Annotated in this window: 17 protein-coding genes; 11 read left to right on the top strand and 6 right to left on the bottom strand. The window is 41.3% G+C overall.

Translation table 11 applies throughout. The annotated features are described in order from the left end of the window. Positions 1 to 24: 24 nt before the first annotated feature. Positions 25 to 1,791 carry a hypothetical protein gene (locus KUL10_RS13470; RefSeq protein WP_110429471.1) on the bottom strand — a complete coding sequence of 589 codons (1,767 nt, stop codon included), beginning with the start codon at positions 1,789 to 1,791 and terminating at the stop codon, positions 25 to 27. A gap of 3 nt (positions 1,792 to 1,794) precedes the next feature. Continuing rightward, positions 1,795 to 3,582 (bottom strand): hypothetical protein, encoded by a 1,788-nt coding sequence (locus KUL10_RS13465; RefSeq protein WP_110429470.1) that lies wholly within the window; start codon positions 3,580 to 3,582, stop codon positions 1,795 to 1,797. A 248-nt stretch (positions 3,583 to 3,830) separates the two neighbouring features. Between KUL10_RS13465 and KUL10_RS13460 the strand changes: the two genes are divergently transcribed. From KUL10_RS13460 to KUL10_RS13445, 5 genes are all read left to right on the top strand, one after another. After that, positions 3,831 to 5,723, top strand: a complete 1,893-nt coding sequence (locus tag KUL10_RS13460) for a carbamoyltransferase (protein WP_110429469.1) — start codon at positions 3,831 to 3,833, stop codon at positions 5,721 to 5,723. Between the two features lie 51 nt (positions 5,724 to 5,774). Beyond that, positions 5,775 to 6,224: an SxtJ family membrane protein gene (locus KUL10_RS13455; protein WP_110429468.1), complete on the top strand. Its 450-nt coding sequence runs from the start codon at positions 5,775 to 5,777 to the stop codon at positions 6,222 to 6,224. After that, positions 6,224 to 6,376 (top strand): DUF5989 family protein, encoded by a 153-nt coding sequence (locus KUL10_RS18730; RefSeq protein ID WP_199509251.1) that lies wholly within the window; start codon positions 6,224 to 6,226, stop codon positions 6,374 to 6,376. Before KUL10_RS13455 ends, KUL10_RS18730 begins: the two co-directional genes overlap by 1 nt. Positions 6,377 to 6,472: 96 nt before the next feature. Next, positions 6,473 to 8,437, top strand: coding sequence for an alpha-amylase family protein (locus KUL10_RS13450; protein WP_199509250.1), 1,965 nt, complete (start codon positions 6,473 to 6,475; stop codon positions 8,435 to 8,437). A 2-nt stretch (positions 8,438 to 8,439) separates the two neighbouring features. Beyond that, positions 8,440 to 10,944, top strand: coding sequence for a TIM-barrel domain-containing protein (locus KUL10_RS13445; protein WP_233499830.1), 2,505 nt, complete (start codon positions 8,440 to 8,442; stop codon positions 10,942 to 10,944). Positions 10,945 to 11,136: 192 nt separating this feature from the next. Here the strand turns inward: KUL10_RS13445 and KUL10_RS13440 are convergent, their stop codons facing one another. Then, positions 11,137 to 12,600: a tryptophan halogenase family protein gene (locus KUL10_RS13440; RefSeq protein ID WP_110429467.1), complete on the bottom strand. Its 1,464-nt coding sequence runs from the start codon at positions 12,598 to 12,600 to the stop codon at positions 11,137 to 11,139. Between the two features lie 242 nt (positions 12,601 to 12,842). On the opposite strand from KUL10_RS13440, the gene KUL10_RS13435 reads away from it, so the two are divergent. Further along, positions 12,843 to 14,303 carry an MFS transporter gene (locus KUL10_RS13435; RefSeq protein WP_110429466.1) on the top strand — a complete coding sequence of 487 codons (1,461 nt, stop codon included), beginning with the start codon at positions 12,843 to 12,845 and terminating at the stop codon, positions 14,301 to 14,303. Positions 14,304 to 14,372: 69 nt separating this feature from the next. On the opposite strand, the gene KUL10_RS13430 is transcribed toward KUL10_RS13435, so the two are convergent. Next, positions 14,373 to 15,410, bottom strand: coding sequence for a LacI family DNA-binding transcriptional regulator (locus KUL10_RS13430; protein ID WP_110429465.1), 1,038 nt, complete (start codon positions 15,408 to 15,410; stop codon positions 14,373 to 14,375). A gap of 199 nt (positions 15,411 to 15,609) precedes the next feature. Here KUL10_RS13430 and glnS point away from each other — a divergent pair, with 199 nt between their 5' ends. Then, the gene (glnS, locus tag KUL10_RS13425; RefSeq protein ID WP_110429464.1) at positions 15,610 to 17,271 is read left to right on the top strand and encodes a glutamine--tRNA ligase; all 1,662 of its coding nucleotides are present in this window, start codon (positions 15,610 to 15,612) and stop codon (positions 17,269 to 17,271) included. Positions 17,272 to 17,357: 86 nt separating this feature from the next. Here glnS and KUL10_RS13420 read toward each other — a convergent pair whose 3' ends face one another. Then, on the bottom strand, positions 17,358 to 18,107 hold the full coding sequence (locus KUL10_RS13420) for a YciK family oxidoreductase (RefSeq protein ID WP_110429463.1): 750 nt from the start codon (positions 18,105 to 18,107) through the stop codon (positions 17,358 to 17,360). 313 nt (positions 18,108 to 18,420) lie between these two features. On the opposite strand from KUL10_RS13420, the gene KUL10_RS13410 reads away from it, so the two are divergent. Both KUL10_RS13410 and sohB read left to right on the top strand, forming a co-directional pair. Continuing rightward, entirely contained in the window at positions 18,421 to 21,015 is a 2,595-nt protein-coding gene (locus tag KUL10_RS13410) for a VolA/Pla-1 family phospholipase (protein ID WP_110429461.1), read from the top strand. Positions 21,016 to 21,120: 105 nt separating this feature from the next. Next, positions 21,121 to 22,179 carry a protease SohB gene (sohB, locus tag KUL10_RS13405; protein ID WP_110429460.1) on the top strand — a complete coding sequence of 353 codons (1,059 nt, stop codon included), beginning with the start codon at positions 21,121 to 21,123 and terminating at the stop codon, positions 22,177 to 22,179. Between the two features lie 147 nt (positions 22,180 to 22,326). Here sohB and KUL10_RS13400 read toward each other — a convergent pair whose 3' ends face one another. Continuing rightward, positions 22,327 to 22,671 (bottom strand): hypothetical protein, encoded by a 345-nt coding sequence (locus KUL10_RS13400; protein ID WP_110429459.1) that lies wholly within the window; start codon positions 22,669 to 22,671, stop codon positions 22,327 to 22,329. Positions 22,672 to 22,783: 112 nt separating this feature from the next. On the opposite strand from KUL10_RS13400, the gene KUL10_RS13395 reads away from it, so the two are divergent. Further along, positions 22,784 to 23,545: a Nif3-like dinuclear metal center hexameric protein gene (locus KUL10_RS13395; protein WP_110429458.1), complete on the top strand. Its 762-nt coding sequence runs from the start codon at positions 22,784 to 22,786 to the stop codon at positions 23,543 to 23,545. Beyond that, positions 23,529 to 24,365, top strand: coding sequence for a methyltransferase domain-containing protein (locus tag KUL10_RS13390; protein ID WP_233499841.1), 837 nt, complete (start codon positions 23,529 to 23,531; stop codon positions 24,363 to 24,365). Before KUL10_RS13395 ends, KUL10_RS13390 begins: the two co-directional genes overlap by 17 nt. Positions 24,366 to 24,646 lie beyond the last annotated feature (281 nt).

Here is a 24,646-nt window from a genome sequence, read left to right as displayed (position 1 = left end):
CTTTATCTTTCATGACTTTATCTTTTATGATGCTTGTTTGGTAAACTTGCTCTCTAAAAAAGAAATATTTGAATCAATCTTAGGTCCAATCGCACCGGCTAGCTTTGCTCGTCGATAATAGTGAAGTGATTCAGTAAAGCGTTTTTCTTTAAACATGATTTCTGCTGTTTGAAGATTATATAGCCCGTTGTGTGGAAGTGCATCAGCTAGTATTTGCAGGGTTTTATAGGCTTTGTCGAGTTGATTACTGGCACGATACCGTTCTAAACTTTTTTGCATCATGGTTAGCCAATCGATGCGCTTTTCATACAGCTGTTTGCCCAGTTGCTGTTGCCAATCAGCTGGTCGAGGTAATTTGGGCGTTTGTGGAGTATCCACAAATGGATAATCTGATTTCAGTTTTACGATACTCGCAAACCCATTGTACTCCTCTGCTGGAAGCACTAATCGTTGTTGCCAAGCAAGGTCGATGCTGACTTTCTTGAAGTTTTTTACTAATTGGCTTCGTGCAAAAGCTTCATAAAAGCTATTTGAAATCACGTAATACCCCGTGAGATTGGGATGCAAATGTTCAAGCATAAAGTTATTGCCAATAATTCTATTCGGGCTTCGTTGAACCAATGCTGCGTGCGCATCTACCAAGGTCACGTTTTTATATTTGGTGGCTAAATTTCTTATCGTTTCATTGATCTGTTCTGGTGCTCTAAACCGCAGTAAGTCATGCTCTTTTGCAAGCAAATAATGAGTTTTAGCCGTTTCGAATGCACCTAATTGATGAGCCAAGCTAGCAAAGTCGAAATGCAAATTCCCGCTGATAGAATTTTTTAAAGAAATCGAGAGGGTCTCAGCAGTTTGCTTCGCTTGCTGACTTGATAAGCTGCTTAAAGCGGATTTAAATTGAGCAAGCTTGCTAGCAAATTCAGGCTCTGCTTGGGCAGAAGCAAAAGGCGCTTGGTCTTTTAAGTTACTGGCAATGGTTGAAAGAAAAACAGGAATCTCAGCTTGCTCATATTTGTCTAACAATATGCTCATGTTCGTTTCAAACTGATTAATTCCCGCTTCAAACATACTTGAATCGCTGGCAATCTCTTTGTGTTTGGAGACTTTAGACATAAAAGTGCGCGAATCTTGATGAGTTTTTTCGAGCGAATGGTTTTCAGGAGATTGCTTAAACTTAAAAATAATAGACTGTACTAGTTGAAAAACCCGCAGATCTTTTAAACGAACAAACCACCGAGTGATCAAGCCCGAGCCCGCGACAGTGTATTGTGAGCCGATGCCCAAAAGCCCTAAGTATTCGTTGTGGCCCGCATAAATAAACACCGCGTCTGCTTGTTGTTCAATAATATCGTCTGCAATATCAAACAACATGTAAGAATTGACCGCAGACATTGCAGTGTTAACGACTTCTGTATGAACACCTGGCATGCTTTGCCTAATTCTTTGATCAAGCACACCGGCTATCGATGCGCCCAATCCATAGGGAAAGCCAGCTGCCGTGCTGCCGCCTTGCACAAAAATACGATATGCATTATCTGGCTTTTCGGCCAACAAAAAATTCGCTTCCATGGTGACTGAGGGCAAATCTGCATTGTCTGGAAAGTAGCGTTTAATAATATCAGGGCGGGGCAATACGTATGATTCGTGCGCTGGGTTGCTAATAAATAAAGGGTAGTCTTTTCCGTACCCAGTCACTCTTAGCCCCAGTTCTATTAACAGAAAAAATAAAACAGGGATAAAGACCGCAATCGCGTAAAAGATATAAATCTGAGGCTTGGATGTTTTATTCATAAATTAACTGACTTGTTGCCTAATGGCTTTGGCTTTTGCGTTGTTGGGATGCTCACTAATAATCTTGTCGAGTAAGCTAAGTGACTTTTCTTTCATGCCTAATCTAAACGTGACTTCAGCCAGTGTTAAACCATAGTTTGCGTCTTGTCGATTGAGTTCATACGCTCTTTGCGCGTAGTAGTAAGCAAAGGTGTATTGATTTGCTCGTAAATAAAATAGACTCGCTGCACGCGCAGATTGATGTTCAAAGGGCAGTGCATCAAATAACATACCTGCAGAAATGCCGGCATTGAGCCATTGTTGCTTGGATTGATAAAGTTCGATTAGCTGTTTTTGTGTTGCGATCCAGTTGGCATTATTAAGTCGTGCAATGGCGACTTTCTCTAACTGATTAGAGGCGACGGGTTCGTTTACTGTTTGTTTGCTTGCCACAAATGGGTAGTCAGATGTTAGCGTTTTGATTTTGTGTTGAGCACTAAAGTTATCGCTGTGTAGAATCGGATTGTTTTTAATACTAATTTGTTGACTTGATAATTTAGTTGTTTCAAAAAACGTCGCTTTTTCCAATACACTAAAAAAGCTTTGCGCAATAAGCAGGTAACCTGCTTCATTAGGGTGAAGGTGCTCAAACATTAACTTATTATTAATAATGCGGTTTTCACTTTGGGTTCTAAATGCACTCAATGAATCCACTAGGGTGACATGCTCTAGTTCAGCACTTAATGATTCTATGAGCTTATTAAATTCGCTTGGCGCTCTAAATCTTAATTCATCTAAATCATTAGCACGTACATACTGTGTTAGTGCAGCTTGTGGATAGTTAGCTTCAAGCTTTTGAGCTAGCATAAACGCTAAATTTGCGCTTTTTGCATCTGCATTGCTCAATAATGATGCTTGCTTAGGGTTGATATTATTAAGTTCAAATGACCTTTTTAATAAGGCGGTCGTGTTTGCCGTATCCGTTGATTCAAAAGGCCGCTGCCCAGCTTCATTGCTAGCAATTGTTGAAATATAGGTTGCGACACCTTGTTGATTAAGCGATGTCAAAATAGCCTTGAGGTTTTCTGAAAATTGGGTCTTTCCTGCCTCGTAAAGCGCTGAATTTAAAGGAATTGATTTTTCCTTCGCCACACTGGCCATAACTGTTCGATTGCCTTTATGTTCAAATGCCTGTTCGACAAAAAGGCCATAATAAATGTTTTGAGCAAGTTGGAATATTCGAGCGTCTTTTAGTTTTAAAAACGCTAAGTTGGCCGCGTGTCCACCTTTTGAAGCGAAGCTCGATCCAACGCCCATGACACCTAGATACTCATTGTGGCCGGCATAAATCAAGACGGCATCAGGCTCGATGGCCAACACTTCATCAACAAAATCGAGGATCGAATAGGTATTAATACTTGCCATAGCAACTGAGATAAATTCAATCTTTTCTTCTGGATAAGCCAGTTTCACTTGTTGGTGCAATAATCCTAAAGGAGAGCCGAAACGACCATAAGGAAACCCAGCAGCGGTAGAGCCGCCCATTAATACGATTCGCTTTGTATCTGACGACTTTTGTTTCTTGAATAATATGGTATCAGGCGCGACATTAGGGGCAGAAGCATGTTGATGAAAGAAGCGTTTTATTATTACAGGATTGGGTTGTAGATATTGTTCGAGCTTGGGAGCGGGCACAAACAGTGGGTAAGATTGACCATATCCGACTATACGTAATCCTAGCTCGAGTAAAGCAATGAAAACAAATGGGATTGCAATCGCAATAACGTAGAATGATAGCTTTCGAGCGGTCACAAGTTACGTGCCTTCCTTGATTAATTTCTGATTAGCGTTTTCGTTGGTCTTCATGCTACAGAGCCGTATTAAAGGCACATGTTAAAGGATCATGCTTAGGCTTGTCGATAAGTTAGCCTTCGTAATTCCACACTACATACGAATTCAGTCTATTTATTTGCGGCTTGCGCATAGACAGTCAAAGTCAATACGGTAAACTGCTGAGGTCTCGTTACAAAATTATAACAATTAAATTTAAGATGATGTAAATGGCGTTAGTGTTAGGAATTTCAGCATATTATCACGACAGTGCGGCCGCGCTTATCCAAGACGGTGAAATTATCGCAGCTGCACAAGAAGAACGGTATTCAAGAAAAAAACACGATGCTCGTTTTCCGTCCAATGCGATTCAATTCTGTCTGACGCGAGCGGATATCAGTGTGGATGAATTAGATGCGGTTGTATTTTATGACAAGCCGATGCTCAAATTTGAACGCCTGTTAGAAACCTATCTTGCTAATGCACCGTTTGGTTTTTTGTCGTTTATGCGCGCGATGCCCATTTGGTTGAAAGAAAAACTTTATTTAAAGTCACTGTTGCGTCGAGAGCTTAGAGAATTAATTCATCAAAGCAGAGCAAATCGCAATCAAACCAATATAGAACTTGAACGAGAAAAAGAAAAAAAGCCAAGACTGCCTGAATTATTGTTTTGTGAACATCATCAATCACATGCCGCTGCGGCTTTTTATCCTAGTCCTTTCCACCATGCTGCGATCCTCTGTTTAGACGGTGTAGGAGAGTGGGCAACTTCATCTGCTTGGATAGGGGAAGACAATCAGATAAAGCCGTTATTTGAAATTCAATTCCCTCATTCGCTTGGCTTGCTTTATTCCGCGTTTACTCAATATTGTGGGTTCAAAGTAAATTCTGGAGAGTATAAATTAATGGGCTTAGCGCCATACGGAGAGGACAAATATGTTGACCTGATTAAAGCGCATTTGGTCGACATAAAAGAAGATGGAAGCTTTTCTTTAGACATGTCGTATTTTGACTATGCAGCGGGTAGTACGATGACTAATACAAAGTTTCATCAGTTGTTTGGTCATAAGGCTTTTGACAGCGAGCAAACACCCGTGCAAATGCAGATGGACTTAGCAAAGTCGATTCAAGTGGTGACTGAAGATATTGTGTTAAAGATCGCTGATTTCATATTTCAACAAACGAAGATAGACAATCTTTGTTTAGCAGGCGGTGTCGCTTTAAATTGCGTGTCTAATGGTCGCTTAAAACGAGAAGGCCCGTTTAAAAATATTTGGATTCAACCCGCCGCAGGAGATGCTGGAAGTGCCATTGGTTGTGCGATGCAGGCGGACTATCAGTTTTTTTCAAGCAAGCGAAGCTTTACCCCAAACCAAGATAAAATGAAAGGAGCCTACTTAGGTGATGACTATACCACTGAGTCGGTAGTGAAAGCCTGTGAGCAAAAATCGTTGATATATACCCTTCATGACCAACATCAGGTGATTAATAAAGCCATAGATTATATCGAAGCTGGCAATGTAGTGGGGTGGTTTCAAGGCGCGATGGAATTTGGGCCAAGGGCATTGGGTAACCGCTCTATTATAGGCGACCCTCGCAATAGTGAGATGCAGGCTCAAATGAACCTGAAAATTAAACAACGCGAATCATTTAGGCCATTCGCACCCGCTGTATTAGCGGAGGATGTGTCGAAGTGGTTCGAGTTTTCCGATCAAAGCCCCTACATGTTGATGGTGGCAGGTGTCAAAAAAGAGCACCGACACTATCATTCCCAATCGTCAAAATTGACTGGTTTAGCAAAGCTAAATCAAATTAGAAGTATGGTGCCAGCCATTACTCATGTTGATTATTCAGCGCGGGTACAAACGGTTCACCAAGATACCAACCCATTGTTTCACCTACTACTAAGTGCTTTCAAACAACGTACTGGAGTGGGAATGTTGATCAATACATCTTTTAACGTGCGAGGCGAGCCACCGGTCAGAAGCCCTGATGATGCAATACGGTGTTTTTTGGCGACCGAAATGGATGTGTTGATAATGGAAAACGTGGTGCTCTTAAAAGCTCAACAGCCCAAAGAGCAAATTGAATTGGCGCAATCTATTCAATTTGAAAAGGATTAATATGTTTATCATCGCCATATTAATTTCACTGGACAAAGCCGAGAATGAACAATGAATAAGCCCGTGGATGTTGGTCCTAAATGGTTTCAAGCCATGATGCTTCCTATTGCTAGTAAGAGTGACGTGGGTGCGCTACGCTCATTTGCACTAACAATGGCGATCACCATTCCTTTGATTTTTATGCTGGTGCTGCCTTGGTTATTTGAAAGAAGTATCCCAAATTGGCCAATTGCAATGAGTATGGCGCTGGCGTTAACGCAAATATTCAAACCGAGTATACTGTATCCGATCTATTTAGTGTGGATGGTATTTGCGTCGGCCTTAGGATGGTTAAATACGCATTTAATCATGTTTGTTATCTTCTATTTTATCATTGTGCCCATTGGCTTATTTATGCGATTAATCAATAAATTGCAGTTTAAGCATAAGATTACTGAAAAAAGTGCTTGGGTCAAAAATCAAAAAATACCTAGCAAAGAGAATTTAAAGGAGCCTTTTTAATGGGGGAGTTTTTGCAAGACTTGTGGGCATTTCTGAAAGTCCGAAAGAAAATATGGTTGTTTCCTATTATTCTAATCATGGCAATGTTGGGTGCAATCGTTGTGGCCACTCAGCAAAGTTCGCTAGCCACGTTTATTTATACATTGTTTTAACATCTGAATACGTATGCATATGTTTTAACAATGTATTAACGGTTAACATACGACTTAGCATCGAAATAAATAGTATTTTAATCAAAGGAACTAATTATGCGTCTGCCTCGTTCGGCTAAATCGTTTGTGTTGCCAACTGTTGCCATGCTTTCTCTCGCAAGCTTGTTTTCCTTAAGTGCTTGCTCTGATAGTCATACCAAAAAGAGTGCTGAATCTATGTCTACTGCCACTGCTTTGGAAGTTCATCCTCATCACGCGCAGGGCCAAGGTAAGCCCGTTGTTTATCAAGTCTTTACGCGTTTGTTTGGCAATGAAAATACCACAAACAAACCTTGGGGAACGCTTGAAGAAAACGGCGTCGGCAAGTTCAGCGATTTTGACGAAACTGCATTAAAGAGCATCAAAGCGTTAGGCGCATCATATGTCTGGTACACCGGTATTCCCCATCATGCAGTGATTACAGATTACAAGGCCTTTGGAATTTCCGATGATGACCCTGATGTTGTAAAAGGCCGAGCGGGTTCTCCTTACGCTGTTAAAGACTATTATAACGTCAACCCAGACCTTGCAGATGATCCCGCTAACAGACTTCAAGAGTTTGAAGCATTGGTAAAACGAACGCATGCGCAAGATTTAAAGGTCATCATCGATATTGTCCCTAACCACGTTGCTCGCGCTTATGAGTCGCTAAGTGCGCCAGAAGGCGTCAGTGATTTTGGTGCAAATGATGATACGTCAGTTGAATATGCGCGCGATAACAACTTTTATTATGTAGTTGGCGAGTCTTTTGAAGTGCCTGCTTCAGTCAACGGTTATTTGCCGCTTGGGGGCGAAGCACACCCCCTAGCTGACGGTCAGTTTGAAGAAATACCTGCCAAATGGACAGGCAACGGTTCGCGCGCGCCGCAGCCAGATGCTAATGACTGGTACGAGACTGTAAAAGTTAACTACGGCGTCAGACCAGACGGTAGCTACGACTTTGAAAAACTACCTGAGGCATATCGTAATCAAGATTTACAAGCACATGCTGAGTTTTGGAAAGGCAAAGATGTGCCTGATTCATGGATTAAGTTTGAACAAATCGTTCATTACTGGTTGGATAAAGGCGTCGATGGATTTCGTTATGACATGGCCGAAATGGTGCCAGTTGAGTTTTGGTCTTACTTGAATTCTTCAATTAAGCAAAAAAATCCTGATGCGTTCTTACTTGCAGAAGTTTACAACCCAGATTTATACCGTGATTATTTGCAATTGGGCAAAATGGATTACTTGTACGACAAAGTAGAGTTTTATGATTCGCTTAAATTGCTAATGCAAGGCACGGGACCTGCTCAAGCACTAGAGGATATTCAAGCGAGCATGAAAGATATTGAATTGCACATGTTACATTTTCTAGAAAACCACGATGAACAGCGTATCGCAAGTCTAGACTTTGCAGGAGATGCTGATAAAGGCAAACCTGCGATGGTGGTATCGAGCCTAATCAGTCGCTCGCCGACGATGCTTTATTTTGCACAAGATGTGGGTGAAGACGGTTCAGAAGAAACTGGTTTTGGTGACCCAACACGCACCACTATTTTCGATTACGCGGGTGTGCCGGCTCATCAACGATTTATGAACGGTGGAGCCTTTGATGGTGGTCAATCCACGGCAAAAGAGAAAGCATTGCGTGCTTTTTATGAAAACTTAATGACTATTTCTGCTACCCACCCAACGATGCTTGGTGAGTATCAAAGTATCCATAGCTTTAATACTCAACAAGAAAGTGCGTATTCAGAGTCTCAGTATTCTTTTGTTCGATATACTAACGATAAAGCCTTAATTGTGGTCAGCAATTTTTCTGAACAGCAAGCGACTTTTAGTTTAAATCTGCCGATTGATTTGATTAGCAAATGGGCATTAAACCAAGGAAGTTATCAAACAACCGACCTATTAAACGGTATTGTCTATCCACTTAATATTGGTAAAAAACGCTCGTCTGCTAATCTTGATTTGATGCTACGCCCATTGGAGTCTGTCGTGCTCGAATTGGATATCAGCGCTGCTAAAGGAGCAAACTAAAAATGGGTTTTGTTTTTGGTAAACGTGGCAGTAGAGAACAAAGTCGTCGAAGTACTTCGATTGCGTTGATGTTTGTTTTTTCATTATTTTTTGCGCTGTTTTCGGCAGTTGCAAGCGCACAAGTTGACGCTCGAGTAGCACCAGTTAATGTGCACTTGTATGAAGGCATTGAGCAAACTCAAAATGCGGTCAATATAAGATTGAACGGGGCAAGTATTCGCTTTACTGCCTTAAATCAATCAACAATGGAAGTGTTTTTTCAGCCTGATGGCGTAAAACAACTTCCTTCATTTGCGATAGCTGAAGAGATTTTGGCTGCTGATAAAACCAATATTAAGGTGAGTGAGCAAGCAGACCAATTAACACTTGATGCGGGTAAGTTATCAGCCGTGATCACAAAAGTGCCTTTTAGTATTGCTTACTACAAAGACAGTGAATTTTTAGTTGCAGAAAATACGGGCGCATTTGCCTATGAAACCATGCGCGGAGTAAATTTTACCTTGCAAGATGATGAAAAAATCATGGGAGCAGGACAGCGTGTGTTAGGCATGGATAGGCGAGGGCACCGCTTACCTTTGTATAACAAAGCTCATTATGGCTACGAAACTGAATCAAGCCAAATGTACTACAGTTTGCCTGCGGTTATGTCGAACAAAATGTACGTTATTGGCTTTGACAACTCAGCATCAGGCTATTTGGATATCGGCCACACGCAAAAAGATGTTTTACAATTTGAAGCTGTTGCTGGGCGCACGTCTTATATTATCTCGACGGGTGATACCTACGCCGATTTGACCAAAAACTTTGTTGAAGTCACTGGAAAACAGCCACTTCCTCCGCGCTGGGCATTGGGTAATTACGCATCTCGTTTTGGCTACAAAACACAGCAACAGGTCTTGGATACCGTTGAGCTATTTAAACAGCAAGACTTTCCGCTCGATGCCATTGTATTAGATTTGTACTGGTTTGGTCCTGACATAAAAGGGCATATGGGCAATTTAGAGTGGGATTTAGAAAACTGGCCTGAACCAGAAAAAATGATCAAAGAATTAAAAGATCAAGGTGTGAAAACCATCATGATCACCGAGCCATTTATTTTAACAACGTCTAAACAATGGGATTCTGCAAATTCAAACGCCGTCCTTGCTAAGAATCTTCAAGGGCAACCTCGCACCTTTGATTTTTACTTTGGTAATACTGGTTTAGTGGATGTATTTGATCCCGTTGCACAAGATTGGTTTTGGCAGTTTTACGAGCGTTTAAATCAGCAAGGTGTCAGTGGTTGGTGGGGCGATTTAGGTGAGCCTGAAGTTCATCCTAGCGACAGTATTCACCGCTTAGAAAGTGGTTGGGCGACAGCAGATGAAGTGCATAATGCGTATGGGCACAAATGGGCTGAAATGGTTTATAAAAAGCAAAAGCTTTCCAGACCTGATGAACGTCCATTTGTCATGATGCGTGCAGGCTTTTTGGGATCACAACGTTACGGAATGATTCCATGGACAGGTGATGTAAGCCGCTCATGGGGTGGTTTAAAGCCACAAGTTGAGCTTGCCTTGCAAATGAGTCTATTCGGCCTTGCCTACACCCATTCTGACCTTGGCGGTTTTGCAGGCGGTGAAACCTTCGACGCTGAACTTTACACTAGATGGATGCAATACGGCGTTTTTCAGCCGGTATATCGTCCTCATGCACAAGACAATATTGCGCCAGAGCCTGTTTTTCATGATAAAGCGACACAAGATATCGTGCGTGAATACGTAAAACTTCGTTATCGTTTATTGCCTTATAATTACTCTTTGGCCTATGAAAATAGCTTAACGGGCTTATCAATGATGCGTCCCACTTTTATGCATACCGACAAAGCTGACATCGATGGCTCATTGAGTTACATGTGGGGTGATGCATTTTTGGTAACGCCTGTAGTTGAGCAAGGTCAAACAACACAACAAATCGACTTACCCGCTGGGGTGTGGTTTGATTTTTGGACGAGCCAAAAATATCAAGGTGGCGAAACAATTTCGGTTGATACGCCATTAGAAACAATGCCTGTACTAACAAAAGCAGGTAGTTTTATCCCCATGCTACAAAATGATATTCCACACACCGATACTTACAATACGCGTGAATTGGAAGTCCATTATTTCGCAGATAAATCAGTAGCTTCCTCTCGCTATGTGATGTTCGACGACGATGGAGTAGACCCAAACACCATAGAATCAGGCCAATATCAAAAACTAGTGTTTGAGGCACAACATCAAGCGCAATTAAATATTAGTTTGAGCCTAGAAGGGTGGTTCGACAGCGCGCCAAACAACCGCGAGGTCGAATTTATTATTCACGGTCAAACATCATTCCCGTCTGAAGTGAAATTAGATGGCAAAGTCGTTGAAGTCAGCAATAAACCTAAAAAACCAGAGGTGTATGCAGCTTGGTATAACAGTGAAGCAAAGCAACTCGTCGTTAAAGGCGTGTTGGGAAGCAAATTGACGGTTGATGTGCTGTAGACTTTGTCGATAAGTCGAGGTTTTCGTGCCCACGAAGACCTCGCTATCACCACGTCCTCGTCATCTCCTTGTATAAGGAGATCTCCCAAAAAGCCTACAATATGTAAACAACCTAAAAGACTTCAATGCCTGACTCTCAAGTTCTCCGCTCATGCGAAGATGACAAAAAGGAAAAACACCAAATAAACCCAACTAAACTGGAATAAACAATTCAGTTCGCGCAGCCAACATTTTCCGAAGCCCCTCAATTTGTGAAGCAGGCATTTTATTAGGCGCCGTAGCTTCAGGAAATCGCTGATAACCGGCTAACAAGCAATACCAAGAAACCACAGGGTAATATTGTGTCATATTTCGTGATTGTAAAACCGATGCAATATCTTCTGAATTATCCCAAGCTTCGAGTACTGCTTGTAAGTTCTCAGAGATACACGGGTTATCTCGGTTGTCTTGCCAGTATTGACTGTCCGTTCGGGTATTAACCTTATAATGGCAAACGATGTAGTCTCTTATACCTTCAAAACGCTCATTAATAGTTTGGTTAAATGCAGTTTTGTTTTCATCGATGAATTTGCCCTTATTAAAGTGTTTAATAAACTGCATCAAGCTTTCTTGAACAAGATGTAAAGCCGTAGCTTCTAGTGGTTCGATAAAGCCTTGTGACAGACCAATGGCGAGTACGTTTTTATGCCAGTGCTTTTCTACTTGGCCTACTTTCATTTTTAAGCGTCTAGCATTAACCTCAAGCTCACTTGCAATGCCTAAATGGGCTTTTAATTCACTTTCGGCTTGCTCAAAGTCTGTGTATCGACTGCTAAAGACGTAGCCGTTTCCATATCGATTAGTGAGCGGGATTTTCCAAGCCCATCCCGCGCTTAGGGCACTTGCTTCAGTTTGTGTGTTGTACTTTTCGGTTATTTCACTTGGAAATGCAATTGCAGAATCGTTAAACAAGTTGTCTGAATAAGAGTGGAATTTAACGCCCAACGCTTTTTGCAATAATTCACTATTAAAACCGCTGGCATCGACAAATAAATCGGCCTCAACAATGTCACCGTTATCTAAAGATATTGATTTGATGCCAATTGGTTCGTCAAGTTCAGAGGACTTAAGCGTTGCGATGGTATGTTTTACGCCTTTCTCTTTTGCAATTTTGGCAAGAAATTGACCCAATAAAACCGAGTCAAAATGATAGGCATAGTTGAGTTTGATCGGCGCTATACCCTCTTTGGTAATGGGTGTGTAGGCATATTCGGCCAGTTTTGCGGTTAAAAAGAATTGATTGGGTAAGCAATCAATATCCATTCCTTGATGCCTAAGTTTGCAATAGTATAAAAACGCGCCCAGCGTTTGCTGATCAAAAGGCGAGGGGAATGGGTGAAAGTAATGATTATGCCCCTCGCTGTTAGTCCAATCATTAAAACTGATACCATTTTTGTAAGTTGCATTACAGGCAGGCATCCATTGGGATTCATCGATATCTAAGTAAGCAAAAAATTGTTTTAATTGAGGCGTTGAACCTTCACCAACACCGATGATGCCGATTTGTTCAGATTCAATTAAATGAATTTCAAAGCCCTCGGCAGCCAAGGCTTTGTTCAGTATATTAGCGGCCATCCAGCCTGCGGTGCCGCCGCCTAAAATGACTATTTTTTTCATGCTTTCTCGATAAATTCAAAATCTATATTAATTGGCTTGTTACTTGGTGTAGCAATAGTAATTTCGCTTTTAAAAAGCCTTAGTATTTAGCCTAACATACATTCCAAGTTCAAATTATGCCGTAAATAAACTATTAAATAGGGCTTTTGCGTTGAATACGTATGCAGATTGATAGTCATTTAGGCCGACTCAGAGTAGAATTTCAGGCATTATTAACAAGTGTTTAACAATGGGATATTTTTATGCAAAAGCCTCAGCCCAAATTGAGTTTTTGGCAAATATGGACAGTTAGTTTTGGCTTTTTAGGTGTTCAGTTTGGTTTCGCGTTACAAAATGCAAACGTGAGTCGAATCATGACCGACCTCGGTGCTGATTTACATTCTTTGTCACTCATGTGGATTGTGGCGCCTTTGATGGGCTTAATAGTTCAACCTATCGTTGGTGCAGCATCAGATAGAACATGGAATGGCATCGGACGCAGAAAACCTTATATTTTAGCTGGCGCTCTAGCAGCAGCGCTTGGGATGTACCTCATGCCAAATGCACCGTTATTTGTTGCATTTATTGCACCTATGATTTTTGGCGTGTTTATGTTGGCACTAATGGATGCATCATTTAATGTATGTTTCCAACCGTTTCGTGCTTTGGTATCAGATATGGTGCCCGCAGAGCAGCGCAACGTAGGTTATTCGGTTCAGTCTTTATTGATTAATGTCGGCGCGGTTGTTGGTTCAATCTTACCGTTTTTACTAACCAATGTGATTGGCTTAGAAAACACTGCAAAAGCAGGCGAGGTTGCGCCTTCGGTTGTATGGGCGTTTTACATCGGTGCTACGGTCCTTTTAGGTTCAGTCCTTTGGACAGTCATCAGAACCAAAGAATACAAGCCCGAAGACTATTATGCTTATAAGGGCATGGATGCTAGCAAAGTGGCGGCTGAACAAGCTGTTAAAACAAGCATGTTTGAAAAACTAAGCGCATTTATTGGACTTATCAAAACGATGCCTTCTACCATGAAGCAATTAGCGGTGGTTCAATTTTTCTCATGGTTTGCTTTGTTCATTATGTGGGTGTACACCACGCCCGCTATTACCCAACATATTTGGGGTGTCGAAGTTAAGTGGTTTGATCCTGAGTACCTAGCGTCAGTCGCGCAGCCAGCTTCGGTTACCGCTGCAAAAGGTGCGGCAGGTGATTGGGTTGGAATATTGTTCGCAGGCTACTCATTGTTTGCTGCAATATTTTCAATTTTCTTGGCAAAGCTGGCTGATAAAGTAGGTCGTAGATTGGTTTACAGTGCGTCATTAATACTGGGTGGTGTTAGCTATATTAGTTTTCTATTTTTCCAAGACTTCACGCCAACCAATGTTAACTTGCTGATAACCGAAGTCACAGTGCCTGCTGGCGCAGTCAATCTTATGATTCCAATGATCGGTATCGGTATCGCGTGGGCGGCTATCTTAGCAATGCCATACGCCATTTTGGCAGGGTCTTTACCTGCAAATAAAACCGGCGTTTATATGGGAATATTCAACTTCACTATTGCAATGCCACAGATTATTTGTGCATTAACAGCGGGTTGGATCGTCAGCAGTATCTTTGATGACGTTGCAATTAACATTATAGTCGTTGCAGGTGTTGCCATGATTTTAGGCGGTCTGTCGGTCTTCTTAGTTAAAGAGAAGGAAGTGCAACAAGCCTAGCTTGATTTGTTTGCAATAAATAATTACTTAATAATTACAAAAGGTTAGCTAATTGGCTAACCTTTTTTGTTATCGTTCGACAGGCTGGTTAACACCACAAGATTCACGAACAATCAGTTCTGGTGGCATTAAATAATCAGATACGGGTTCTTGTTTGATCAGTTTTAGAAGGTTGGAAACCAGCAGTTCACCGGCTAATTGAGTATTTTGATACACCGTCGTTAAAGGCGTAGCAGCAAACTCACTCACTTGTATGTTGTCGTAGCCAACCACAGCGATATCTTTTGGTACTTTTAGACCTTTCGATCTTACTGCTCTTATCGCACCAAGTGCAATGAGATCTGACGCACATACCAATGCATCGGGTATGTTGTTTTCTAGCAGTGATTTAGCAGCTTCGAATCCCGCTTGCTCGGTCGAAATGGCGTCTTTTTGATTGTTATGGTCAAAACGGATACCGACATCATCTAATGCCTTATTAAATCCATCAAAGCGAGCTTTAAATTCGGGTGCAGCGTCTCCAACTTCGCCGATAAAACCAAAACTACGATGACCGACTTGTAATAGATGCTTGGTGACTTCAATGCCACCCTGATAATTGTCACAACCGATAGACACGCCAGGATGATTTTGATCAGGTGCGCCCCATCTTAAATAACGAGTTCCTTGTTCTTCAAGCTGATATAGTTTGTGTTCATAGTCTGTAAAAGAACCGTATCCCAATAGGATAATGCCATCTGCTTTATTTGAATCTTCATAATCGGCGTGCCAATCATCATTCAGGTTTTGAAATGAAACCAATAAATCATAACCTGCCGCAGAACTCGCTTTTGTGATGCTTCCCAACATTGAAATGAAAAAAGGGTTGATTAACGAATCATCTGAAGTCGGATCTTCAAAAAGCAACAACGCCAAGGTTTGGCTGTGTTGTTTACGAAGATTACTCGCATTTTTATCTACTTTGTAATTGAGCTCTTTTGCGATTTGCTTAATTTTGTCGCGAGTTTCTTTGTTTACTAAGGGGCTATCGCTCAATGCGCGTGAAACAGTTGATTGAGAAACACCCGCCATGTGTGCAATATCAAAAGATGTCGCTTTGTTTTTCATCTTGCAAAACCGCCTTAAATATAAGCTTGATAGAGGTCTTATCAGTTATTATATGTATCTTATACACTAGTCTGCTCAAATAATTCAATTACTTAGTGACATTGCAGTAGCAAAATACGTAATTGCCACTATTGTTGCAGTCTCAAAATGATATACTCTCAAAGTTTTTTGAACTGCTTTCAAATAAGGAATTTTTTATATGGCCGAGACTGAACTACGTCCGACCAATTTTATTCGTCAAATTATCGATAAAGATTTGAGCAATGGGTTACATGATTCTGTTGCTACTCGTTTTCCACCTGAACCGAACGGTTATTTACACATCGGTCATGCGAAGTCTATCTGCCTCAATTTTGGTATTGCTCAAGATTATAAAGGAACGTGTAATCTTCGCTTTGATGATACAAATCCAGAAAAAGAAGACATCGATTACGTCAATTCGATTAAAGAAGATGTCAGTTGGTTAGGTTTTGAGTGGGATGGGGAAGAAAGATACTCATCTAACTACTTTGATCAGCTTCATGGCTATGCAGTTGAGCTTATCGAAAAAGGCCTAGCATATGTTGACTTTAGCTCTCAGGAAAAAATGCGCGAAATGCGTGGAACGCTTACTGCACCGGGTACAAATAGTCCATACCGAGATACGAGTGTTGAAGAAAACTTAGCGCATTTCGAAAAAATGCGTCAGGGTGAATACAAAGAAGGTGAATGTAGCCTACGTGCAAAAATTGACATGACGTCTTCGTTTATGTGCATGCGCGACCCGGTAATTTACCGCGTCAAATTTGCACATCATCATCAAACAGGTGACAAGTGGTGCATTTATCCTATGTACGACTTTACTCACTGTATTTCTGATGCGATTGAAGGCATTAGCCATTCATTATGTACCTTGGAGTTCCAAGACAACCGCCGTTTATACGATTGGGTCATCGAAAATATCAGTATCGATTGCACACCACGTCAGTATGAATTTTCAAGGCTAAATCTTGAATACACCGTTTTGTCGAAACGTAAATTGATTCAACTCGTCGACGAAGCACATGTCTCTGGTTGGGATGATCCTCGTATGCCCACCATTGCAGGGATTAGACGCCGAGGTTACACACCATCAGCATTACGTGAGTTTTGTTTGCGTATCGGTGTGACCAAAATGGACAATATGGTTGAAATGGGAATGCTCGAAGCATGTATTCGCGACGAATTAAACCAAAGCGCCCCTCGACGCATGGCGGTACTTGAGCCGCTTAAGCTAGTCATCGAAAATTATCCGCAAGATAAAACAGAGATACTGGATGCACCCAATCATCCTAATGATGAGTCAATGAGCACTCGAAGCGTTCCGTTTACTAAAGAAATCTTTATTGAAAAAGAAGACTTTAGAATTGAAGCTAACAAAAAGTTCAAACGATTAGTGTTGAATAAAGAAGTGCGCCTTAGAAATGCTTATGTGGTGAGGGCTGATAGAGTTGACACTGATGAATCAGGCGAAGTGACCACTGTTTATTGTACTTATGACGAACAAACACTTGGTGTCGATCCTGCAGACGGAAGGAAGGTAAAAGGCGTGATTCATTGGGTAAGTGCAGAGCACGGCATAAATGCTGAAATCCGATTATATGACCGTTTATTTAATGTCCCAAATCCAGCAGCTGAAGAAGACTTCACTGCCGCAATTAACCCTGAGTCCTTGACCATTAAACAAGGTGTAGTTGAGCCGTCTTTGGCTGAAGCAGAACTTGCATCGGCGTTTCAATTTGAGCGCACTGGATATTTCTGTGTTGATAAAGACTCATCTGAACAACAGTTGGTTTTTAATAGAACAGTCGGCTTAAGAGATACTTGGGAAAGAAGCCAGTAATCATCTTTGATAACTGGTTTTGGCTGTTGCTACAATAATAGTAACAAAACGAAAAAAACGGGCTTCTAGAGCCCGTTTTTTATTATCTATTTTGGCTGGCAATCTAAACTCTGACCATTGACAGATTTGCTCGCATCGGCCATTAAATACAAATAAGAGGGCATAATATCTAAAGGTGTTTTTAAGCTCTCAGGCTTTTCTGCTGGATACGCTTTTGCTCTCATGTTGGTTCTTGTCGCACCTGGATTAATGCAGTTAAACCGTACTGATGACTTCTTATTTTCATCAGCAAGTATTTGCATCATTCCTTCGGTTGCAAATTTTGATATTGAATAAGTGCCCCAGAATGCACGGCCATTGCGCCCAACTGATGAGGTAGTGAAGATTACAGAAGCGGCATTACTCTCTTTCAAAACAGGTAAGAGCGCTTGCATGATATGAAATTTACTATTCACATTAACTTGCATGACTTCTTCATACTCAGATGCCTTTATCTGTTCAAATGGGCAAAGGTTGCCTAGCAAACTAGCGTTAAACAAAACACCATCTAAGCCGCCCAACTGAGATTTGATTGTGCTTGCCATGTCTTTGTAGTGCTGAGGTGTCGCGCCCATCAAATCGAGGGGGATAATCGAGGGCTCTACTAAACCTTGTGCCATTATTTCGTCATAAACCTGTTCTAATTTAGAAACAGTCTTTCCCAATAGTACAACATTTGCACCGGCTTGAGCGTAGCTTAGTGCTGCTTGTTTGCCAATGCCATCCCCAGCGCCTGTCACTAATATTACTTTGTTTTTTAATGTGTCTGCATTTGCAGAAAATTCTAAATGAAGCATGCTTTTGTATGAATGTTAATAAATAAAATCGAATACTTGAATATTAACGTACTATCATTTAATTCAACAGCTTGTATTTGTGCATGCATTGATGCAATGACTCAAAATCGCTGTTTATTTGAGCGCTTGAATCATAAATTGCTTACAAGCCGTTAACAAACCTTTGCATATTGCTAACAAAGCCAATACTATTAACAAAAATGAACTGGTCATACTTGTTGGAAAGACAGATGCAACAAGAAGTGATTTATCAATATGACTTAAAAATATAAAGCTCGCGTCATTATCTAGCGCAAGCAAGTGGGGAGAAAGAATGAAAAAACTGTTAGTGAGCACGAGTGTTGTAGCTGCTTTGGGTCTCGCAGGATGTGGTGGTGATGAATCAATCCAAGACCTCCGCGCGGAAACACCCATTCAAACACCAATCTCTCGTATCGTGTTCGATCCGGCCGCTGGTAACTTAAATATACCAAATGACCTTTTGATGTTGCCTGGTGATGATGGATTTTTTGACTACACACTTAATATCCCTGTCGCTGACCCAACTGACTTCGGCGATCCTCAAAATGCATTAAATGTCTTAGACGGTTGGTCAACTAACCAACCTTTCGTGATTGATGTCATTACTGCGCCGGGCGTTGCTCTTGATAGTGCAACACTTTCAGCTGGCGTTCACATATATGAAGCAACCTTAGGATTAGATATCAATGACCCAGAATGTTTGGCTGTTGCAATTCCAAGCGCGGGTTGTAAAGTTGGTGATAAACTAACGTTTGGTGTTGATTATGTGCTCAGCTTAGCTGATGAAAATACCATTACAGTGGTACCGCTTAAACCTTTCAAACCCGCTCAAGGACATGTGTTAGTAATGACCGATGACCTTCGAGATACTTCGGGCAAATCGGTTGAGGGGTCTACGACTTGGGATTTAGTTAAACAAGACATTACAACAAATCCATTGGCCTCGGAAAGTCAATTGAGTCTACAAACTCTTATCAATACTCACATAGACGCTTTATCAGCCGTCGGTCTAAATCGCGACCAAATAACTTACGTTTCTGCTTTTACAACACAGTCAACGACGACTGTTTTAGAAACGGTTAAGCAATTGATGATCGCTGGATTTGCTCAAAAAGCAGCGGTTGGTGACCCAACTGCTGGCCTCGAGCTTCCTGCAATCGTCGCAAGAGATGCAGCAGAAAAGCCAAATGCAATGGAATTATTGGGATTGGTCAGTGAGCAAACAGTGCAGGGTGCTGTCCAGTTTGGCATTAGCACACTTCCACCAGAAGCCGCACCGTTGGTTCCAGCCATTCAAGCAAGTGATTTTTCTGGATTTACAACTTGTAGCGGCTTGTTTACGGCCGCCGCGGGCGGTTTCGGCAGTCCAATTCCTCAAGTTAACGAATTTGCAGCAGGTGTTGCTACGGGTATTATTCAACAAGCAGGTGCTTTCTGTGCAGCAAACCGTTTAGAGGGAAGTATAACACTCCCGTACTATTCTCCTGTACCTAGTTTAGACAATCCACTTGCACCTATTAATGAATTTTGGACAGCTGCTTGTGACAGCGGAATTGTCTTGCAAGGTGCTGCTGCAGTGTTACCTGCAACTGAAGCAGGTCCAAACGCCGCGCTTTGTCAGCAAGTTGGATTAAATGATGTCCGCTTAAATGGAGAGCTACTTGATAAAGACAGAAACCTCACTAAGTTTAGCCCTATCCCTCAACCTAAAGGGCGTGTTGCGGGTTTCGAGACATTAGATGTACAAATTACGATGCCTAATCCTGCTATTGCTGCTGCTTTAGGTTTTCAAATAAGCATGCCGGATGGCGGTTGGCCCGTTGTCGTGCTTGCGCATGGTATTACATCTAACAAAGAGTCAATGTTAGCCATTAGCGGAACGCTCTCTTTGGCAGGGTTTGCAACTGTCGCGATTGACCAACCGATTCATGGTTCAAGAGGGTTTGACCTAAATGGTGACGGCATTGATGAGTTAAATGCTACGACCGTTAGCGCGACTCATTATTTAAATCTTGCTAGCTTGCCGACAGCGAGAGATAACTTACGACAAAGTGTTTCTGACCTTTTAGGTTTGCGTTTAGGTTTGAATGCTTTTGTCGACGCAACATTAGGTCAAATGGCAAGTGTAAACGCTCAAAACGTTTCTGTTATGGGGGTTTCTTTAGGTGCAATTACAGGTGGTAATTTTGCCTCTGTTGCAAACACTAGTTTCGAAGGGCAATTAGCTGCGTTCAATCCAATGTTCGAGATTAAAGCGGCTTCGGTAGAGTCTCCTGGCGGCGGCACAGCAACCTTCTTGTTGGAGTCACCTGCGTTTGGACCTTTGATCAAGTCATTGTTGCTTTCTCAAGGTTTACCAGAATTTCAAGCTGCTGTTGCTGCTCGATTCGCAGATGGAGCACCCACAGAAGCTGAGTTGATTGCCTTCTCAAACGCGTTTCTAGAAGGGCTTACTGCCGAACAGAGCGCAGCTGTCAATGCAATTTTTAATCAGTTTGCGTTTGCCGCTCAAACGGTTGTCGATGCAGGTGATTCAATCAATTACTACGGTAACCTTGGTCAAAATACGCCAGTTCATATGATGACTGTGGTTGGAAATGGCGCTGATAAATTTCCTGATTTAGTTATCCCGCCAACAACGGCATTGCCGCTCAGTGGTCAAGAAGCGTTAGTTTCTGTTTTAGGGGCACAAAGCGTAGTCAGCACCGTTCAGGGAACCGATGCTCTTAATGCGATTGTCAGATTTAATTCTGGTGCGCATGCGAGTAGCCTCAGTCCTGCCAGTGACCCTCTAGTTACGGTAGAGATGCAGAGTCAAGTTGCAAGTTTCCTTGCTTCTCAGGGGCGCGCGATTGTTATAAACAACGAATCTGTTGTTGCTAATTAAAAAATCGTTAAAAGAGTAGGATATACCTAAAAGGGCCTTTTTGGCCCTTTTGTTTTTTCTCTTTGCCCCAATTGTTAGCTGTGAAGCCGAAGAAGGAGTAAATGTTTGGAATTTTTATTTGAATATGGTGTGTTTTTAGCTAAAGCCATTACCATCGTAGTTGCTATCGTTGCAGTAGTCGCATTCATTGTGGGACTGAGCAGCAAGCAAAAGCAACCTGCTGGAAATTTAGAGTTTGACTCAATATCTGACCATATTGACGATCTGAAGTTGCAAGCTAAGCAAGTTCTTTTAACTAAGGATGAATTAAAGCAACTTGAGAAAGAAGAAAAAGAAGCGAAAAAGAAAGAGAAAAAAGAAAAAAAGAAAAAAACGAAAGACGATACAAGCGCTGATGCATCTAAAAAAGATAAGAAACCAAATTTGTTTGTCCTTGAGTTCAATGGGTCAATGCAAGCAAATGAGGTTGAACAACTTCGCGAAGAAATCACCGCTGTACTTTGTGTCGCGGAAAAAGACGACGAAGTATTAGTAAAAGTAGAAAGTGGAGGTGGGGTAGTTCATGGCTATGGATTAGCGGCTTCACAGTTACAGCGAATAAAAGAGAAAGGTTTAAAGCTGACGATAAGTGTCGATAAGGTTGCTGCCAGTGGCGGTTACATGATGGCGTGTGTCGCAGATGAACTCATTGCTGCGCCGTTTGCTATCATTGGCTCAATTGGCGTAATAGCCCAGCTTCCAAACTTTAACAAGCTATTGAAGAAAAACGATATTGAGTTTGAGCAGCATACAGCTGGTGCATTTAAACGTACACTTACGATACTCGGCGAAAACACTGATGAAGGACGCGAAAAATTCAAAGAAGAACTCGAAGATGTACATGTCTTATTTAAAGACTTTGTTTCCGCCAATCGCAATTTAGACATAAACAAAGTTGCTACTGGTGAATATTGGTATGGACAACGTGCGCTTGAGCTTGATTTGGTCGACAAGCTTCAGACATCAGATGACTATTTAATGAACGCAAACGACCAATTCAAGTTGTTCAAAATTAAATATGCACAAAAGAAAACGCTAGCTCAAAAATTGGGCTTTGCTGCATCCATCGCCATGCAGTCCACCTTGGAACGGTTCATTGAATTAGGTAATAGAAGTTATCGTTAATGGTTAGAACAATTCCTATCGCTGTGAGTACTTTATTCTTATTCGGACAACACTCTATTGCAGCTGAACGAGCATTGCGCACATAGTAAAAACCCCTTGCTCAAAACATTTGTACAAGGGGTTTTTTGTCTAATTCAACTCAATCATTTAGCGAGGTGCTTTGACGCCAGGATTAGCTTCTTTAATTTGTTGAGTATAGAAGTCTTTTACCGAAAAACCAGAAGAAGATTTAACAGCTTTCTTAGCTTTTGGTTTTGCAGCTGGTTTCTTAGGTGCTACTTCTTTTTTGGCATTTGACGATTCCGTTTTGGCAGGTGCACTTCCAGCACCCAAACTGTCAGCTAGTTCATCTAACTGTGCTAAACGCACGTTTTTTCCGCCATCAACGCTATACCATCCGCCTTTAGCTTCAATTTCAGGCGCTTTACCGTTGGCATTTTGATAGGCTTCGGTAAACTTAGCAATAACTGCGTCTTTATCTAGTTTGCTCATGGTTTGTAATTAACCTTTTTTGTTGTGGTTTTGTTAATATAACAACAGTTTATACTGGTTTTTGTGCAAATGTCTAATTTCAGTTTAATCAAATAATATTTCAGAGGTTTATGTGCTAAGAAACGAGCTAGAGCAAGCGTTGAATCAACTATTACGACCAGATTTGGTCAATGATTATTGTCCAAATGGCCTACAAGTCGAGGGTTCGATAGAAATCAACAGAATTGTCACAGGTGTTACAGCATCGATGCAGCTTATCGAGAGCGCAATTAAATGTAACGCTGACACGATTTTGGTCCATCACGGTTATTTTTGGAAAAATGAAAGTGCTCAAATAATAGGCATGAAAAAAGCACGCATCAAAACGCTTTTAAAACATGACATCAATCTTTTTGCATATCATTTACCAATCGATATTCATCCAACGCTGGGGAATAATGCACAACTCGGATGCCTACTATCGCTGAACAATATAAAAGCGCTTGAAGGATTTAAGCCTAATGGAATTGTAATGTCGGGAGAGCTAACTGACACTTTATCGCTTGCGAGCTTTGCAAACAAAATAGAAATGAAACTAGCGAGAAAGCCCACAGTAATAGAGAGTCCATATGCAAACAAGTCTATCAAGAAAGTTGCATGGTGCACTGGAGGGGGACAGGGCTACATAGATGATGTGGTAGGTAAAGACATTGATGTCTTTATTAGTGGAGAAATCTCCGAGCAAACAGTGCATAGCGCACAAGAACAAAATATTCACTTTATTGCTGCAGGACATCACGCCACAGAACGTTATGGTGCAAAAGCTGTAGGCGAGTACTTGGCAAACGAATTTGGTTTGGACGTTACATTTATTGATTGTGACAACCCAGCATGACGAGTATTTAAGTTTGGGTAAAAAGAAAAAGCGTCCAATAGCATTATCTCGTCATAACTTTGATGGGATCGCAAATAAGTTCGATAAAAATATTTACGGCACGAGTAAAGGGCAATTGCGGCATAGGCTATTACTGGGTTACTTGTCCAAATATCTAGATTGTGAACATGCTTTGACTGTCCTAGATGCTGGCGGTGGAACAGGCATGATGAGCCGAGATTTTGCACAAAGAGATCATAAAGTCACATTGATTGATTCATCAAACGATGTGTTAGATATTGCAAGGGAGCGACTCAAAGGGTTTGATAATTGTTCTATTATTCAAACTGGTATCTTAGATATTGATACTGCAGTGGCAACGCAAACAAACTTTGATCTTGTTTTATGTCATGCCGTTCTTGAGTGGTTACCAAACCCCTTCGAAGTCATTCAGTTTATAATTGACAAGCTATTAAAGCCAAGTGGGATACTTTCTCTCAGCTTTTTTAATTATGACGCTATGCTACTGAATAATGTATTGTACGGGAATTTTGACTACGTCAAATCAGGTTTAAAAGTACGTAATACAGTCAGGCTTAATCCTCATAACCCACAAAAACCGCAAGAAGTAATTCAATTCATCAAACAAAACACAAATGCTGAAGTAATACATCATGCTGGTATCCGCTGTTTTCATGATTACATGTTAGATAAATCAAAAGTCGAACATGAATTTGAAGCGTTGTATGAAATGGAAAAGACCTACGGGAGCAAAGCACCTTATAAATGGATTGGAAAATATTGTCATTTGTTGATTAAAAAAACTGAATTGAAAAACTAATAGTGAGAGAGCTGACTGTCTTCACACTATACCACATCTGATGACTTGCTAAACCGCAAAGTGGAATGCATGAATATTTATAAAAATCAGTTACTTAAAAGTAAAAGTGTACATAGCGAGAAAACCCGCTTTACCCAGGCTCGCTAAATACAGGCCTGTTTAAGCTTTGATTCATTGGTATTGTTGATTTAAACGTTGTATAACAAGGTTTTAGGATACATAGGTTGGTGAGATGAAACAGCTGTACGATTGTGTATATTCGGCATTCTTGCTAATAAGTT

The sequence above is a fragment of the Glaciecola sp. KUL10 genome, from assembly GCF_003203515.1.
In the GTDB taxonomy this organism is placed as follows: domain Bacteria; phylum Pseudomonadota; class Gammaproteobacteria; order Enterobacterales; family Alteromonadaceae; genus Glaciecola.
Note: the sequence above shows the minus strand (reverse complement) of the source record. Positions and strands in the feature narration are given on the sequence as shown.

What these genes read in the sequence shown, in the direction of transcription:
- KUL10_RS13435 (WP_110429466.1), top strand. Translation starts at nt 12,843, where the DNA reads ATGCAAAAGCCTCAGCCCAAATTGAGTTTTTGGCAAATATGGACAGTT.
- KUL10_RS13400 (WP_110429459.1), bottom strand. Translation starts at nt 22,671, where the DNA reads ATGAGCAAACTAGATAAAGACGCAGTTATTGCTAAGTTTACCGAAGCC.
- KUL10_RS13410 (WP_110429461.1), top strand. Translation starts at nt 18,421, where the DNA reads ATGAAAAAACTGTTAGTGAGCACGAGTGTTGTAGCTGCTTTGGGTCTC.
- KUL10_RS13430 (WP_110429465.1), bottom strand. Translation starts at nt 15,410, where the DNA reads ATGAAAAACAAAGCGACATCTTTTGATATTGCACACATGGCGGGTGTT.
- KUL10_RS13420 (WP_110429463.1), bottom strand. Translation starts at nt 18,107, where the DNA reads ATGCTTCATTTAGAATTTTCTGCAAATGCAGACACATTAAAAAACAAA.
- glnS (WP_110429464.1), top strand. Translation starts at nt 15,610, where the DNA reads ATGGCCGAGACTGAACTACGTCCGACCAATTTTATTCGTCAAATTATC.
- KUL10_RS13445 (WP_233499830.1), top strand. Translation starts at nt 8,440, where the DNA reads ATGGGTTTTGTTTTTGGTAAACGTGGCAGTAGAGAACAAAGTCGTCGA.
- KUL10_RS13455 (WP_110429468.1), top strand. Translation starts at nt 5,775, where the DNA reads ATGAATAAGCCCGTGGATGTTGGTCCTAAATGGTTTCAAGCCATGATG.
- KUL10_RS13440 (WP_110429467.1), bottom strand. Translation starts at nt 12,600, where the DNA reads ATGAAAAAAATAGTCATTTTAGGCGGCGGCACCGCAGGCTGGATGGCC.
- KUL10_RS13460 (WP_110429469.1), top strand. Translation starts at nt 3,831, where the DNA reads ATGGCGTTAGTGTTAGGAATTTCAGCATATTATCACGACAGTGCGGCC.
- KUL10_RS13470 (WP_110429471.1), bottom strand. Translation starts at nt 1,791, where the DNA reads ATGAATAAAACATCCAAGCCTCAGATTTATATCTTTTACGCGATTGCG.
- KUL10_RS13450 (WP_199509250.1), top strand. Translation starts at nt 6,473, where the DNA reads ATGCGTCTGCCTCGTTCGGCTAAATCGTTTGTGTTGCCAACTGTTGCC.
- KUL10_RS18730 (WP_199509251.1), top strand. Translation starts at nt 6,224, where the DNA reads ATGGGGGAGTTTTTGCAAGACTTGTGGGCATTTCTGAAAGTCCGAAAG.